This is a genomic window from Acutalibacter muris (genome assembly GCF_002201475.1).
GTDB classification, from domain to species: domain Bacteria; phylum Bacillota; class Clostridia; order Oscillospirales; family Acutalibacteraceae; genus Acutalibacter; species Acutalibacter muris.
The window spans coordinates 517,479-532,895 of record NZ_CP021422.1; the positions used below are offsets into that span (position 1 = coordinate 517,479).

Genomic DNA, 15,417 nt, shown 5'->3' on the forward strand with positions numbered 1-15,417 from the left:
AAAGCTTTATGATGGGCCCAACACCATAAAAAGGACAAGGCAAATCCTTGCGGTCTGCCTTGTCCTTAACTTATTTATGATGCTTTACCCTTCACAAGGGGCGCTCTTATGTGCTTTAATCCAAAATCATCAAATCGCGGATATACTTGATGGTGTACTTAACGCCCTTCTCGCCCTTGTCGCCGCGCCAGGTGGCGGAGTGGGGCTCGATGGCAAGATAGCCGTCATAACCGTACTTGTAGAGAAGGGCGAAGAAGGCCCGCCAGTTTATCACATCGATGCCCGCAGGGGGGTTGTCATAGGAGTTGTCCGGGCCGAAGGCTTTAGCCAGCAGCTCGTCTTTAAGCTCCGGGTGAGCCATGGCGAAGTCGCGGAGGGCCCAGTGCTCGGGCTCCTGAGAGTCGCCCCTCTGTATAACGCCCTTCACGTGGCAGTATTTGAAGTGGGCGCCCCACTCCAGGCCCTCCTCCAGGTACGCGCCGTTCTGGCCGCCGTGGACAAAGCTGTGGGAGGGGTCGTACTTGATGCCCAGCCCCGGCACCTCGCTTAGAACCAGCTTCCACTGCTCGGGGGTGCGGATGTAGTTGCCGCCCATCATGCAGTTGACGATGGCGGTCTCCATGCCACGCTCTTTGGCGTAGGCCACTATCTCATTGAGAATTTTGATGGCCGCCGTGATGTTCTTATAGTAGCTGAGCTCCTGCACGTAGTTCACGCTGCACAGATAGTGCTTGGCCCCCAGGTACGCGCCAAAGTCGATAACGGCCTTGACCTGGGCCCACTCGTCGGGGTCGGGCTCGCCGTTGGGGCCCAGCACCGGGCTGGCCCAGCGGCCTACCGCGCCCACCTCAACGCCGGTGGACTCGCTGGCGGCCTTCAGCTCCTCCTTGCCGGCCTCCAGCTCGGACACCGGCACGCCGAAGAAGCTTGTGGGGTTGCAGTCGAACTCCACGAAGTCAAGGCCTAAGGACTTGGCCTGCTGGAAGCTCTCGGGTTTTGGCGGCATGATAATGCCTAGTTTCATAAAATTTTCCTCCTTGACATTTTTATAATATTTGGTATTGCTTTTATAAACTTGTTCAGTTTGTCAGGTCCAGCCTGAGCATATCTATCCCCGGTATGTTCCGGGAGGAAATGTACAGGCGATCCACGTCTATAACAGCCCTTCCTGAAAGCTTCAGCGGCACGCTAAGAAGCTGTGTCCTCTCCATGCTGCCCCGGTCCCAGAAGGCAATCTCCGAGCAGGGATGTGAGACCGTAATAATCGCGTCTCCATACACCCCCGCAAGACGGAACATCTTTTTGTGGGCGTTCTTGACCTGCGCCAGTACCTCAAGGGTATCCGGGTCGATTTTAAAGAGCCTGCCGTCCTGCCCGGCGGCGTAGAGAATACCGCCGCCGGCAAGCAGGCTGGCGATGTTCTTCTTCCCCAGTGCCAGCTCCCTTTTAACGGTTAAGCTGCTCTTATCAATGTCCAGCAGTTTTCCGTTCACCGTCCCGCATAGGAGACCATTGCCATAAACCTTTACGCTCCACATGCTGCTGCCGGAGACCAGGTTTTCCCTCATCAAGTATGACTGCCTGTCAAGGGCCATAAGCTTTCCGTTTCGGATGGAGCAGTAGACGGCGTTCTTGTCCACGGCCATGCCGCAGATATCGGAGCTCAGGTCCTCTCCCAGCTGCCGGCTCCAGAGGGGCTCGAAATCCTCCCGCCGGAAAATATGCAGCGTGCAGAAATCATAGACGAACAGCTCTCCGCCGCGGGCAATTAGCTTTCTTGACAGTCCGTCCTTCTCAAAAACGGTCCGTCTGAGCAGGATATCCCCGGTATTCTTGTCAAGCTTCAATAGCTCCCTGCCGAAGATACAGTCTATACGCGGCCCGGCCACGGCAAAATCCGCCACGGCCCCGCCCAGGTCCGCTATCCGTTCCGCGGGCTTATTCATCCTCCGGGTCCTGTTCCCCGGCCAGCAAATCTGAGAGCTCCTTTATCCGCTCAATGGGAAAGGGGGGCTCCGCTAAGGGTCGAAGGGCGATGGACATGAGCTTTAGAGGGTTATCGTCGGCGGCCACCCGGTTGGAGCTGAGGGCGCCGCAGCGCTTACAGCGGTGGATGATGGCCCACTCGCCGTTATTCCTGACCCATACGCTTATGGGCTCCATTACGCCCCCACAGTCCGCCGCCCGGTCCCCGGGCTCGTTGTCCACGTGCAGGCTCGAGAGGCAGTTGGGGCAGTGGTTTCGGTGCTGGGTGCCGGCCTCCTCTGGGGTGACCAAATGCCCGCAGGCCTTGCAGGTGAAGCTCTCGGTATTGGGGTGGTCCATATAGTAGCCGCCCTGGGCTCTCCTGCGCTTTATCTCCCGGTTCATTTGCGGGAGGGGGCCAGCCCGAAGGTGAAGGAGAACTTCTCCTCTTTAAGCTGGTATTTCTCAAGCAGCACCGGCCCGCAGCTGTTGGAGCCCACGCCGCTCATCTTATAATCCAGGCACATTATAGTCTCGTCCGCCGGGGTCAGTTCATAGTCGTGCTTCTTATTGGTAAGCTCCTCCTGGGTGTAGTTGGAGATATTCACCGAGAAGGTGTCCGGGGACGCGGCGCAGAGCCTGAAGCAGCCGTCGGTGACGCTGGCCCAGCGGCAGGCGTAGTGGGAGCCGTTCTCCTGGGGTTTCAGATAGTGCTCGGTCATGTCCTTTACAGCGGAGCTGTATATGCCAAGGCGGGAGGCCCGGTGCTTGTCGCTGTAGCTCTCGAAGGGGCCATAGCCGAAGTATTTTGCCTCAGAGAAGGCCTTGGGCAGGAACATACGCATACCGAACCTGGGGAGGAACCCACCGAATTTCATGTCGCGCTCGCAGTCCATGGAACAGGCAATATGTCCAAAGGCGTCCACTGTCCAAATAACCTTGGCCTTTACGAAGGGAGACACGATAAGGGCCGCTATGCCCACCTCCAGGGTTATCACCGCCGCGCCGTTCTCCGCGTTTTCTGCCTTGATGCTGTAGACCCTGGGGGTCACGCGGTCAAGCCCGGACTCCCTCCATTTGCCGGAGAGGTACTGGTCGTTATCCAGGGGAGCCCTAAAGAGGTTCCAGTCCATGGGACGGGTAAAGAGGGACTTGTTCTCATAGGAGAGCTGGTTCCAAAGGCCGGTCTGGCGGCAGAGCTCATACCTGAAGCCGGGACCGTTGACGGCTATCACCCGGTTGGTCTCGCTTATTTCCACCTTGCCCTCCGCCACGGCGGGCAGGGCCTGCTTCTCCTCGGAGAGCACTATCTCGTCAAAGCCCAGCGGGTGGCCGAGCTCCAGGATGGGTACGCCGGCCTTGGCGGTATAGATGAAGGTCACGGTGCTGTCGCCGTCCTTTGGCAGTCCGTCCACAGTAATTTCGGCCTCGCCGTGGGGCTCTATGGAGGGCATATCCAGCTTGCCGGAGGCGATTATCTTGCCGTCCTTCATGACCTCGAAGCTCAGCTCCGCGAAGTCATTGGCGTTTGTAAAGTCACGGTAGTTGTGCAGGACAAAGGTGTTCTCCCCGGTTTTCCTGACCCTTATGGGCCGTATCACGTTCTTGAATTCGATAAGCCCAGTATGGGGCGTGCGGTCGGGATAGACCAGGCCGTCCATACAGAAGTTGCCGTCGTGGGGGAACTCCTCGTGGTCGCCGCCATAGCGGTAGATGGGCCGGTTGTCGGGGGTCTGCCCGCCGTACACCGCGTGGTCGCACCACTCCCACACAAAGCCGCCCACGAAGCCGTCGTGCTTCATGATGAGCTGCTGATAGTCCTCGGCGTCCCCGGGGCCGTTGCCCATGGCGTGGATGTACTCGCAGAGGATATAGGGGGGCCTGCGGCCGTTCCAATTCTCGTCTATCTCAACCCCGTCAAAATACTCATCGATGGAGGCCTTCTTGAACCAGGGATGGTCCTGGGCCGCGGTGGGGGCGTACATACGGCTGTAGAGGTCTATCATGGAGAAGTCGGGCTTGCGCTCCTTATGATAGGTCATATTGCCCTCGTAGTGCAGCAGGCGGCTCGGGTCGTACTCCTTGACCCAGCGTCCGGCGGCCTCGCCGTTCTCGCCCCAGCCGCTCTCGTTTCCGAGGGACCAGATGACCACTGCCGCGTTGTTCTTGTCCCGGTGGACGTTCCGCTGGCTGCGGTCGACGATGGCCTCCTTGAATTGGGGGTCGTCCATGGCGTCGGGATAGGTATCCAGGTGGTCCTTGCCGAAGCGGCCCTCATAGCGGGTGGCAAAGCCGTGGCTCTCCAGATCCGCCTCGCCGATAACATAGAAGCCCAGCTCGCTTGCCAGCTGGTTGAACCAGGGGGCGTTGGGGTAGTGGCTGGTGCGTATGGCGTTGACGTTATGCTGCTTCATAAGGAGCATATCCCGAAGGGCCTGCTCCCGGCTGATGGTATAGCCGGTGACCGGGTCGCTGTCGTGGCGGTTCACGCCCCTGAACTTGATGTTCACGCCGTTGAGGTACACAACGTCGTCCTTTATCTCGATCCTCCTAAGGCCCACCTTCTGCTCGATAACTTCATCGCCGGTGGAGAGCACAAGGGTGTACTGCGCCGGGTTCTCGGCGTTCCAGAGGACGGGATTGTCGACGGAGAAGCAGAGCTTATCGGCGGCGGGGCCGGAGCTTGCAAGCTCTGTGCCGTCGGGGGCAAAGAGGGTGCCGGTGACCTGGGCCGCGCCGTCCACTGTGAGCTCAACGGTAATGTCCGCATGGGAGAAGTCGTCGTTAAAGCTCTCCTTGACGAAGAAGTCTTTAAGGAAAGCGGCGGGTCGCTCTAAAATGTACACGTCCCGGAAGATGCCGCTCATCCTGAGCTTGTCCTGGTCCTCAAGGTATGTGCCGTCGCACCACTGGAGCACAAGGGCGCTTATGACGTTCTCCCCGTCTGTGAGCTTATCGGTTATCTCGAATTCGGAGGTGCTGTGTGACACCTGGCTGTAGCCCTGGAAGTCGCCGTTCACCCACAGGTAGAAGCAGGAGTCAACACCCTCGAAGTTGAGGAAATACCGGGCGCTTTCACCCTTTTTCAAATCAAAGCGGCGCTCATACAGGCCGCAGGGGTTCTCCTCGGGCACATAGGGCGGGTCGCAGGGGATGGGGAAACGGACGTTGGTGTACATATGCCGGCCCCAGCCCATGCACTGCCAGCAGGAGGGCACCTGGAGGGGGCAGAGCTCAGGCTCCTTCACGTTGCCGTCCATATCGACGGCGTCTAAGAAGGAGTCAAAATAGTGGAAGGCCCACTCTCCATTAAGGTTTATGACGCTTGGGCGGCGGTCCGGGGTCTGGGGCAGGTAGTAGGCTCTTGGGGGCTCCGTGCCGATGTGCAGGGCATAGGGGTCCTCATGATAGCGGGTGGTGATCTTCATAGGATTTTCCTTTCTCTTTGAATGGTAGTAGGGTTTGACTTTCGGCCAAAAAAGCACTATACTATAAGTTGTGTGCTTTGGGAGCTTTTTCCAGCTCCCCTATATGTGAAGTCTACACTAAACCGAGGAAATAGTCAATAAGAAATATGTAAAAAATCAAAAATTTTCTAAACGTATTCAACTATAACAGATATCAAAGGAGAACATACGATGAGCGGTATAATATATATGTGCGCCGTCTTCTGCGCCCTCTGTCTCCTGCTCTGCGGCAGAAGGCAGAAGGAACAAGGGCGCCCGGGCTTTCCGGTATGGGCGGGGCTTCTGCTGCTGGGGGCGCTGGCCCTTCGGCTGGCGCTGGGCTACAACTCCGACGGCTTCAGCGTGGACATGGATACCTTCAAGTCCTGGGGCATGACTCTCGGCAGGGTGGGCCTTTCCGAGATATACCAGCAGGATATGTTCCTGGACTATCCCCCGGGGTACCTCTACGTGCTTATGCTCCTTGAGAAGATACGCCAGTGGACGCACCTGGCCTGGGAGGGTCAGATGTACACCCTTGTGATGAAGCTGCCCTCAATAGGCGCGGACCTGCTCTGCGGCGGGGCCCTTTTGTGGCTGGGCCGGAGAAAGCTGGGGGACCGGGCCGCCCTGCTGGTCTCGGCGGCTTATCTGTTCTGTCCGGCGGTATTCGTAAACTCGGTACAGTGGGGGCAGGCGGATTCCTTCTGCACCATGATACTCGTCTGCTCGGCGCTGCTGCTCTATGGGGAAAAATGGATCCCCTCGGGGCTGCTGTACGGCCTTGCGGTGATCTGCAAGCCACAGATGCTGGCTTTCGCGCCCATGTATATCTTCTTCGCCGTGAAACGCAGAAAATGGGCGGGCCTTGGCGTGGGCATAGTATGCGCCATAGGGGCGGTGCTGCTGGTGGCCGCACCCTTCACCAAAAGCTTTGACTACTGGTGGCTGGTGCAGAAGTACCAGTCTACCATGGACTACTACAACTACTACTCGGTGAACGCCTATAACTTCTGGACCCTTATCGGCCGCAACTGGTGGGGGCTGCCGGGCGGCATAAGTGGCGCCCTGCTGACCTGGACCGCGCCGGTGATAGCCACGGCGGCCTGCGGGGGGCTTATGCTGTTTTCCAAGAGAAAAGACGCGGTATTCGCCGCCGCGCCGCTTCTGATGGGCATAGTGTACATCTTCGGTGTGAAGATGCACGAGCGGTATCTCTTTCCGGCGTTCATTTTCCTCCTGCTCTGCTATCTGTTCACAAGGGACAGGCGGCTTATCCGGGCCTTCGCCTTCATGGCCGGGGCTAACTACCTGAACGTCAGCTACACCCTGTGGATATTCCGGGAGAAGGGCAACAACTACGACCCCAACAGCCAGCCGGGCAGGATAATAGCCCTGCTGCAGATAGCGGCCCTACTCTATCTGATATGGGTGGACTACAGCGTATATATAATGGGCGGGATAAAGGAGCCGAAGGAGGGGGAGCCCTTCCTCCGCCAGAGCAGGGAGCCCATCGCCCCCCCAGAGGACAGGCGGCTCTCAGGGCCTGACTGGGCGCTGATGCTGGGCATCACGCTGATCTACGGCGTCGTGGCCTTCTGGCAGCTTGGGGACAGGTCGCTGCCCCTTACCAACTGGACCCCGGAGGAGGGCCAGAGCGTGGTGCTGGAGACGGACCGCACCTGCCATATCCTCTACTACCTTCCGGGGCTGGAGCCCGACGGCCGGCACTATAGGGCCCGGGTGGGGTCAGCTATGCGGGTAGAGTCCAGCGAGGATGGAGTTACCTGGGAGGACTGCGGGGAGCTGGAGAATGCCTATGTGTTCGCCTGGTGCAGAGAGTACCTGGAGGTCCCCGGTAAATATGTGCGGGTAACGGCCCTGGACGGAAATGTTACTGTCAGCGAGATGGCCATAGTCCCGGCGGGCTCCGGCAGCATACCTGCCATTACCGCCACGGGTCCGGGGGCGGAGCTACTCACAGATGAGCAGGGCACTGTGCCCCTATATAAAACCTATGAGAATTCCAGCTACTTCGACGAGATATACCATGCCCGGACGGCCTATGAGCATATCCTGGGCCTTGAGCCCTATGAAAACACCCACCCGCCCTTGGGAAAGCATATCATCTCTTTGGGAATACGCGTGTTCGGCATGAACCCCTTTGGCTGGCGGTTCATGGGGACCCTGTTCGGGGTGCTAATGCTCCCGGCGCTGTATGTTCTCTGTAAGGACCTGTTCGGAAAGACATGGCTGTGCGCCCTTGGAACGCTGATGTTCGCCTTTGACTTCATGCACTTCACCCAGACGCGTATTGCCACCATCGACACCTATTCAGTGTTCTTCCTGCTGCTGATGTACGACGCCATGGTGCGCTTCATGCATAAGGATATCGTAAGGGCAAAGCTCCGCGAGCTGCTCCTGCCTCTTGCCCTGGGCGGGGTATTTATGGGCCTTGGCATAGCCTCCAAGTGGACGGCGGCCTATGGGGCCGTGGGTCTTGCGGTGCTGTACTTCGGAAAGCTCCTTCACACCTGCCTGTATGAAAAAAAGGCCGGTGGGCTCACCCCGGCGCTCCGGCGCTGCGGGGTACTCTGCGGCTGGTGCTGCCTGCTGTTCCTAGCGGTGCCCTTGGGCATATACTTCTGCGCCTTCCTGCCAATGACCACCCTGCCCCACAACCGGGGCGATATGCTCTGGGCCTTCTGGAACTATCAGACCACCATGTTCAACTACCACTCGGGCCTGGTGGCCGAGCACAGCTTCGCCTCCCCTTGGTACGACTGGCCTTTGGACGTGCGGCCCATCTGGTTCTTCAGCTCCGACCCCTGCAATGAGCTGGGACAGTACAGCACCATTTCCTCTATGGGCAGTCCCCTCCTGTGGTGGGGCTGTCTGCCCGCCCTGGCATACGCCCTCTGGGAGTGGCTGAGAAAGCGAAGTCTATACTGCGCCGTGGCCCTGACGGGCTTTTTGTCGGTGTACCTGCCCTGGGTGCTGGTGCCAAGACTCACCTTCATCTATCATTACTTCACAGCTGTGCCCTTTTTGGTGCTGGCCCTGCTGGCCCTCTTTAAACGCCTCTCAGAGAGCGGGCCATTATCAGGGCGGGTCACCATAGGCGGCAGGATAGAGGTACGGTGGGCCCAGCTTTTGATGGGGGCCATGGCCGTGGGGTGCGTAGCGCTGTTTATCATCTACTTCCCCATAATCTCCGGCGCGCCCACCACACGGGGCTACGCGGACAGCCTGGAGCTGTTTGAAAGCTGGTACTTCGGCTAAAATGTAAATAAACTGTGGCTTTTCTTGCAATCCATGGTAAAGGCATGGTATAATAGGCCTTATCGAGACAAAAGAAAGGAAAACTGATATGGCTAATAATTTCCTTACAAAGCTTTTCGGAAACTATAGCAAAAAGGAGCTGAAGCGTATCCAGCCCCTGGTAGACGAGGTCCTGAGGCTGGAGGAGAAATATAAGGGGCTTTCGGATGATGAGCTCAAGGGAGAGACCCCAAGGCTCAGAAAGCGGCTGGAGGAGGGCAGCAGCCTTGACGACCTCCTCCCCGAGGCCTTCGCCGCCTGCCGGGAGGCCATGGACCGGGTGCTGGGCAAGCGTCTTTTCCCTGTGCAGGTACAGGGCGGCGTGATACTCCACCAGGGGCGCATAGCCGAGATGAAGACCGGCGAGGGCAAGACCTTCACCCTGGCCCTGCCCGCCTACCTTAACGGCCTGTCGGGCAAGGGCGTGCATATCGTCACCGTCAACGAGTATCTGGCAAAGTACCAGGGAGAGATGATGGCCCGTGTCTTCAACTTTATGGGGCTCACTGTGGGTCTCTGCCTTGTGGGTATGAACTCGGAGGAGAAGCAGGCGGCCTATAACTGTGACATCACCTACGGCACCAACAACGAGTTTGGCTTTGACTACCTTAGGGACAATATGGTGATATATAAGGACCGAAAGGTACAGCGGGGCCACCACTACGCCATTGTGGACGAGGTGGACTCCATACTCATCGACGAGGCCCGCACCCCCCTTATCATCTCAGGCCAGGGGGAGAAGGCCGATGAGTATTATGCTCTTGCCAACAGCTTCGCCAGCAGACTGAAGCCCATAAAGGTCAAGGAGACCGACCAGAAGGAGGACAACGACGAACTCTACGCAGACTATGACTATATCGTAAACGAGAAGCTGAAAACCTGTTCTTTGACCCGTCGGGGCGTTAAGAAGGCCGAGGAGGCCTTTCATATCGACAACCTGACGGACCCGGAAAATATTCTCCTACAACACCGCATAAACCAAGCCATACGGGCCTGGGGCATAATGCACCGGGACCAGGACTACGTGGTGAAGGACGGCGAGGTGATAATCGTCGACGAGTTCACCGGGCGCCTGATGTACGGCAGAAGGTATAACGAGGGCCTGCACCAGGCCATAGAGGCCAAGGAGGGCGTGCAGGTCGCAAGGGAGAGCAGGACTTTAGCTACCATCACCTTCCAGAACTACTTTAGAATGTACGAGAAGCTCTCCGGTATGACGGGCACAGCCATGACCGAGCAGGAGGAGTTTTCGGAGATATACAAGCTGGACGTGGTGGAGATACCCACAAACAGGCCTATGATTCGGGAGGACTGCCCGGACGTGGTGTATAAGACTGTTAACGCCAAGTATAAGGCGGTGATAGACGACATTGTGGAGCACCATCAGAAGGGCCAGCCGGTGCTGGTGGGTACCATCACCATCGAGAAGTCTGAGGAACTGAGCAAGCTCTTAAAGCAGCGGGGCGTGAAGCACCAGGTGCTCAACGCCAAGTTCCATGAGAAGGAGGCCCAGATAGTGGCCCAGGCCGGCCGCAAGGGGGCCGTCACCATCGCCACCAACATGGCTGGCCGCGGCACGGATATACTTCTGGGAGGCAACGCCGAGTTCATGGCCAAGGCTGAAATGAGAAAGAAAGGCTACAGCGACGAGCTCTTAGTTGAAGCCACGGCCTTCAGCCATACCGAGGACCAGGAGATACTGGACGCCCGGGAGGAGTTCGCGCGGCTCAATAAGGAGTTCGAGGAGCAGATAGCCCCAGAGGCCAGAGAGGTCAAGGAGCTGGGAGGACTGTATATCATCGGCACCGAGAGGCATGAGTCAAGGCGTATTGATAATCAGCTGAGAGGACGTTCAGGCCGTCAGGGCGACCCGGGCAAGAGCCGCTTCTATATCTCTCTGGAGGACGACCTGATGCGCCTGTTCGGCGGCGAGCGGCTCTATAACATGATGGAAAAGCTGAGGATAGACGACGATATACCTATCGAGGCGGGAATGGTCTCCAACGCCATCGAGAACGCCCAGAGCAAGGTGGAGAGCAGGAACTTCGGCATACGCAAGAATGTATTGCAGTATGACGAGGTCATGAACAACCAGCGCCAGATAATCTACGGCCAGCGGGACCAGGTGCTGGACGGCAGGGACATGAAAGAGGCTATCATGAAGATGATAGAAGAGGCCATCGGCGAGAAGGTCAGCACCCACCTGCCCGAGAACGTGCCCCACGACGACTGGGACCTTACCGGCCTTCGGGAGCACTATATGGGCTGGCTCATAGGCGAGGAGGACATGGATTACAGCCTTCGGGAGCTGGAGGACCTGGAGCCGGAGTATGCCAAAAATTTCCTCCTGGAGAAGGCCCGGAAGCTCTATGAGAGCCGGGAGCAGGAGTTCACCCCGCAGGTCATGCGGGAACTGGAGCGGGTGGTGCTGCTGCGCACCGTGGACCAGGAGTGGATGGACCACATCGACGCCATGGAGCAGCTGCAGGAGGGCATACGCCTTCGTGCCTACGCCCAGCAGGACCCGGTGGTGGAGTACCGTTTAGAGGGCTTCGATATGTTCGACGCCATGATAGCCGCCATACGCGAGCAGACCGCCAAAGCCATACTCACCGTGCGGCTGCGCACCAAGGAGGCCCCCAAACGTGAGCAGGTGGCCAAGGAGACCGGCACGGGGGCCGCGGCGGGAGCCCGGGCCGCAAAGCGCCAACCCGTGAAGAAGGCCCAGAAGCCCGGGCGCAACGACCCGTGCCCCTGCGGCAGCGGGAAGAAGTATAAGAAGTGCTGCGGAAGAGATGAATAAAATTCATCTCTGGATGAATAAACCCATCTCTTGTAAACCGGGAGGAGGAAAGGGGAAATTTCTGTTATGACAGCTTTGAAAAGATTGGCGGCGCTTCTGCTGGCGGCGCTGATGTGCATGGGACTTTCGGGGTGCGATTTTCTGCCCTCTGAGGAGTTCAACGACTATGACGTTTCCGGCTATATCCAGGCCCTTCTGGACAGCAGCTACCACGACGACCACCGCGCCTTTATGGCCATATCCCAGGCCCTTGAGGACAGCGCCAAGGCCAACAATATCACCACCGTGGAGAACGCCGCAATAAACTTCTGCAACGCCTACAGCCTGAACCCTGACGAGGAGCAGATGGAGCGGCTGGAGGGCGTTATGGCCACGGCGCTGATGGGGGCAAGATACCAGGTGAAGGACGAGGTAAAGGTGGAGACCGGCTATACCGTAGAGGTCACCGTCTCGCCCATAACCACTTTTGCGGGGCTTACCGGGGAGTTTACCTCTATCAGGAGTCAGGCCCAGGAGGAGGTCAACAGGACCAGCATGGTGAACCTCCAGGAGGGAGAGGACCAGGAGGACGGCGGCGAAGACGGAGACGAATGGAATGGGGAGGAGGGCGAGGAGCCCGCTCCCACGCCGGTTCCAACGCCCGCGCCCCAGATGAAAACCGCCGCAGAGCTGTATCTGGACAGGGTGCTGGACCTGTGCGAGCAGAAGGCCGCGGCGCTGGAGTTCGGCGGCGAGGATACGGTGATAGTCCTGGATATCAGGCTGACGGACAAGGGCGAGCTTCAGCTGGATTTGAACCAGATCGACGAGATCGACCGGGCGGTGCTGGCCTTTACAGTAAACAGCCCTATATTATCATAGAAAGAGGTGGAGCATATGGAGCTTGGAACCCACAGACTTCTGGACCTGACCCATACCGCCGCCGCGCCCCTGCTGGCGGGGACCGAATACCCCTGGCAGGCGCTGCCGGGGATAGGGGAGTTCATTTTGGAGCTGGGAGCGGCGCTCTCCGGGGACGATTATGAGGAGATAGAGGAGCAGGTGTGGCTCCATAAAACCGTGAAGCGTTTTCCGGGGAACTTCATCGCCGGGCCCTGTATCATAGGACCGGAAACCGAGGTGCGCCCCGGGGCGTTTATCCGGGGGAACGCCTTAGTTGGCGCGGGCTGCGTGGTGGGAAACTCCACGGAGCTTAAAAATGTGATAATCTTTGACAGCGTGCAGGTGCCACACTATAACTATGTGGGGGACTCCATACTGGGCTTCAAGTCCCATATGGGCGCGGGGGCCCTTACCTCGAACGTGAAGCAGGATAAGTCCCTGGTAACTGTCGGCCTGCCCGGCGGAGAGAGGATAGAGACCGGCCTTAAAAAGTTCGGGGCAATACTGGGCGACCATGTGGAGATAGGCTGTAACTCGGTGCTGAACCCGGGGACCGTCATCGGCCGGGGGAGCAGGGTGTACCCCCTATCCATGGTGCGGGGGGCCGTGCCGGAGAACAGCATTTATAAGCGCGCTGGAGATATAACAGGGATAAGATAGGGAGATAGCGGAGGTTTGCTTTGGAGCAGATAGGAGCTTTTTTAGAGTCAGGGGTGGCGCCCACGGCGCTGCTGATAATCCGAATAATAGTCCCCCTTTTGGCGGGCTATGTGTCCTTTCGGTGCTATACCTCCTTCAAGGCCGGCCAGCGCCGCCGGGACCCGGTGGTAATGCTGCTGGACGAGAGCTCGGGGGCCCGGTTTCCCGTGCTGTACTGGGAGAACTCTGTGGGCCGCAGCCGCAGCTGTGACATCTGCCTGCCGGTGGCCGAGGTCTCAAGGGACCACGCGGTGTTTATGCGCCGGGAGGAGGGCTGGTTTGTCTGCGACACCGGCTCGAAAGGGGGCGTGCTGGTAAACGGGCGCAGGATAAGCGGCCCAAGGCTTGTGCGCATCGGCGACAGCATGACCTTCGGCGGCGTGACTCTGACCCTATATAACACTTCTCAGCTGCCGGAGAAGAAGCGCAGGTTCCAGGCGTTCCTGAGGGGTCAGGGGGCGAGCCCTTTCTTTCTCATGCTCATGGCGACTATTGCGCACCTTTTAATGGCGCTGCAGGCCTCGGCCACAAGCGAGGGCTTTGACCCCATGCTTCTGCTGCCAGAGGCTGGGGTGCTGGTCCTGGGCTGGGGGCTCTATGCTTACTCCATGGGGGCACAGCACCGCATAAGCTTTGAGATAGAGACGGTGGCCTATCTGCTCTCGGGCATAGGCATAAACCTGCTGGCGGCTGCTGATCTGGGTACGGCCCGGACACAGCTTATAGCCATGCTTATGGGTATAATAATGTTCTGTTTCCTCATATGGTTCATGAACGACATGGACCGGGTGGCAAAGTTCAGACTGCCCATCGGCATTGGGGCCCTCTGCCTGTTCGTTCTGAACCTTATTCTGGGCACCACCAGCTTCGGCTCTCGCAACTGGATATACATCGGACCCATCAGCCTACAGCCCTCTGAGTTCATAAAGATAGCCTTTGTGTTTGTGGGCACCTCCACACTGGACAGGCTTCAGACCAAGAAGAATATAACGGAGTTCCTGGTGTTCACCGGGGCCTGCATAGGCTTTTTATTCCTCATGCGTGACCTGGGCACGGCGCTGATATTCTTCGCCACCTTCCTGGTGATAGCCTTCATGCGCTCGGGCAGCGTGCGCACTATCGTGCTTATTTTAGCCGCGGCGGCCCTTGGGGTGTTCCTTATCCTCACCTTTATGCCCTACGTTGCCGACCGTTTCAGCTCCTGGGGCCACGTCTGGGAGGACCCCTACGACTCCGGCCTCCAGCAGACCCGGGTGCTTACCTACACCGCCAGCGGCGGGCTCTTCGGCATGGGCCTGGGGCATGGGTACCTGGGCGGCATCTTCGCCGCAGACAGCGACCTGGTGTTCGGGCTCCTCTGCGAGGAACAGGGGCTGCTTCTGGGGCTTATAGTGATCATGAGCATAGCGGGCTTCACCCTCTACGCCCGCAGCGACGTTACCCGCAGCCGCTCCACCTTCTTCTCCATCGCGGCCTGCGCCGTGGCGGGGCTGCTGCTGTTCCAGACCTGCCTTAATGTGTTCGGAGTAACTGACATCTTACCATTGACCGGCGTGACCCTGCCGTTTATAAGTGCGGGTGGTTCAAGCATGGCCTCCACCTGGGGCCTGATGGCCTTCCTGAAAGCCTCGGACGAGCGCACCTACGCCGTGCGCCGCGCGGGCAAGCACTAAAACGAAAAAGTTGCAGGGGTGCGGGGGCAGAGCCCCTGCGGTCTTGTTTCGAGCGAAGCGAAGAAAGGAGTCCCTTATGAAACTTCTATTCCTGATCGGCAACGGCGCTGTCGGCAAAATGACCGTGGGCCAGGAGCTCATGAAAATAACGGACCTGCGCCTGTTCCACAACCACATGACCATCGAGCCGGTAATAGAGATATTCGGACATTTCCACCCGCCGGCCATAGAACGCGTCAGAGAGGTCATCTTTGAGGAGTTCGCCAAGTCCGACAATTACGGCATGATTTTCACTTATATGTGGGCCTTCGACCAGCAGAGCGACTGGGACTACGTGGAGCACGTCAAGAGTATCTTTGCCCCATATAGCACTGAGTTTTACTATGTAGAGCTGGTCGCGTCCCAGGAGGTACGGTTAGAGCGTAATGCCACTGAGAACCGCCTGAAGCACAAGGCCTCCAAACGCGATCTGGACTTCTCCAATCAGCGGCTTATCAGCGATGACGCTAACTACCGCATTGAGAGCCTGGACGGGGAGATACCCTTTGAGAACTACGTCAAGATAGACAACACTGACCTGCCGCCTGATGAGGTAGCGAAGATGATAAAAGAAAGCTTCGGCTTATAA

10 protein-coding genes are annotated in these 15,417 nt (G+C 58.3%); 6 read left to right on the forward strand and 4 right to left on the reverse strand.

Annotated elements, in window-relative coordinates; translation table 11 throughout:
• Nucleotides 1-115: 115 nt before the first annotated feature.
• The 4 genes from ADH66_RS02505 to ADH66_RS02520 are packed head-to-tail and all read right to left on the reverse strand — an operon-like array spanning nt 116 to nt 5,393.
• On the reverse strand, nt 116-1,024 hold the full coding sequence (locus ADH66_RS02505) for a sugar phosphate isomerase/epimerase family protein (protein ID WP_066536083.1): 909 nt from the start codon (nt 1,022-1,024) through the stop codon (nt 116-118).
• Nucleotides 1,025-1,079: 55 nt separating this feature from the next.
• Nucleotides 1,080-1,946, reverse strand: a complete 867-nt coding sequence (locus tag ADH66_RS02510) for a PQQ-binding-like beta-propeller repeat protein (RefSeq protein WP_066536081.1) — start codon at nt 1,944-1,946, stop codon at nt 1,080-1,082.
• Nucleotides 1,939-2,370: an RNHCP domain-containing protein gene (locus tag ADH66_RS02515; protein WP_066536075.1), complete on the reverse strand. Its 432-nt coding sequence runs from the start codon at nt 2,368-2,370 to the stop codon at nt 1,939-1,941. The genes ADH66_RS02510 and ADH66_RS02515 overlap by 8 nt, the downstream gene beginning before the upstream one ends.
• Nucleotides 2,367-5,393: a glycoside hydrolase family 2 TIM barrel-domain containing protein gene (locus ADH66_RS02520; protein ID WP_066536072.1), complete on the reverse strand. Its 3,027-nt coding sequence runs from the start codon at nt 5,391-5,393 to the stop codon at nt 2,367-2,369. The genes ADH66_RS02515 and ADH66_RS02520 overlap by 4 nt, the downstream gene beginning before the upstream one ends.
• Nucleotides 5,394-5,603: 210 nt before the next feature.
• On the opposite strand from ADH66_RS02520, the gene ADH66_RS02525 reads away from it, so the two are divergent.
• From ADH66_RS02525 to ADH66_RS02550, 6 genes are all read left to right on the forward strand, one after another.
• Nucleotides 5,604-8,693 (forward strand): glycosyltransferase family 39 protein, encoded by a 3,090-nt coding sequence (locus ADH66_RS02525; protein ID WP_066536071.1) that lies wholly within the window; start codon nt 5,604-5,606, stop codon nt 8,691-8,693.
• Nucleotides 8,694-8,781: 88 nt separating this feature from the next.
• Nucleotides 8,782-11,535 carry a preprotein translocase subunit SecA gene (secA, locus tag ADH66_RS02530; RefSeq protein ID WP_066536065.1) on the forward strand — a complete coding sequence of 918 codons (2,754 nt, stop codon included), beginning with the start codon at nt 8,782-8,784 and terminating at the stop codon, nt 11,533-11,535.
• Between the two features lie 66 nt (nt 11,536-11,601).
• Complete coding sequence (locus ADH66_RS02535; RefSeq protein WP_066536062.1) at nt 11,602-12,396, forward strand: hypothetical protein; 795 nt, start codon at nt 11,602-11,604, stop codon at nt 12,394-12,396.
• A 15-nt stretch (nt 12,397-12,411) separates the two neighbouring features.
• The gene (locus tag ADH66_RS02540) at nt 12,412-13,077 is read left to right on the forward strand and encodes an acyltransferase (protein WP_066536059.1); all 666 of its coding nucleotides are present in this window, start codon (nt 12,412-12,414) and stop codon (nt 13,075-13,077) included.
• Nucleotides 13,078-13,097: 20 nt separating this feature from the next.
• Nucleotides 13,098-14,789, forward strand: a complete 1,692-nt coding sequence (locus ADH66_RS02545; protein WP_066536056.1) for an FtsW/RodA/SpoVE family cell cycle protein — start codon at nt 13,098-13,100, stop codon at nt 14,787-14,789.
• 76 nt (nt 14,790-14,865) lie between these two features.
• Nucleotides 14,866-15,417, forward strand: a complete 552-nt coding sequence (locus ADH66_RS02550) for a DEAD/DEAH box helicase family protein (protein WP_066536054.1) — start codon at nt 14,866-14,868, stop codon at nt 15,415-15,417.

Excerpts from the sequence above, each read along its gene's own strand:
- ADH66_RS02505 (WP_066536083.1), bottom strand. The coding sequence starts at position 1,024 with ATGAAACTAGGCATTATCATGCCGCCAAAACCCGAGAGCTTCCAGCAG.
- ADH66_RS02510 (WP_066536081.1), bottom strand. The coding sequence starts at position 1,946 with ATGAATAAGCCCGCGGAACGGATAGCGGACCTGGGCGGGGCCGTGGCG.
- ADH66_RS02515 (WP_066536075.1), bottom strand. The coding sequence starts at position 2,370 with ATGAACCGGGAGATAAAGCGCAGGAGAGCCCAGGGCGGCTACTATATG.
- ADH66_RS02520 (WP_066536072.1), bottom strand. The coding sequence starts at position 5,393 with ATGAAGATCACCACCCGCTATCATGAGGACCCCTATGCCCTGCACATC.
- ADH66_RS02525 (WP_066536071.1), top strand. The coding sequence starts at position 5,604 with ATGAGCGGTATAATATATATGTGCGCCGTCTTCTGCGCCCTCTGTCTC.
- secA (WP_066536065.1), top strand. The coding sequence starts at position 8,782 with ATGGCTAATAATTTCCTTACAAAGCTTTTCGGAAACTATAGCAAAAAG.
- ADH66_RS02535 (WP_066536062.1), top strand. The coding sequence starts at position 11,602 with ATGACAGCTTTGAAAAGATTGGCGGCGCTTCTGCTGGCGGCGCTGATG.
- ADH66_RS02540 (WP_066536059.1), top strand. The coding sequence starts at position 12,412 with ATGGAGCTTGGAACCCACAGACTTCTGGACCTGACCCATACCGCCGCC.
- ADH66_RS02550 (WP_066536054.1), top strand. The coding sequence starts at position 14,866 with ATGAAACTTCTATTCCTGATCGGCAACGGCGCTGTCGGCAAAATGACC.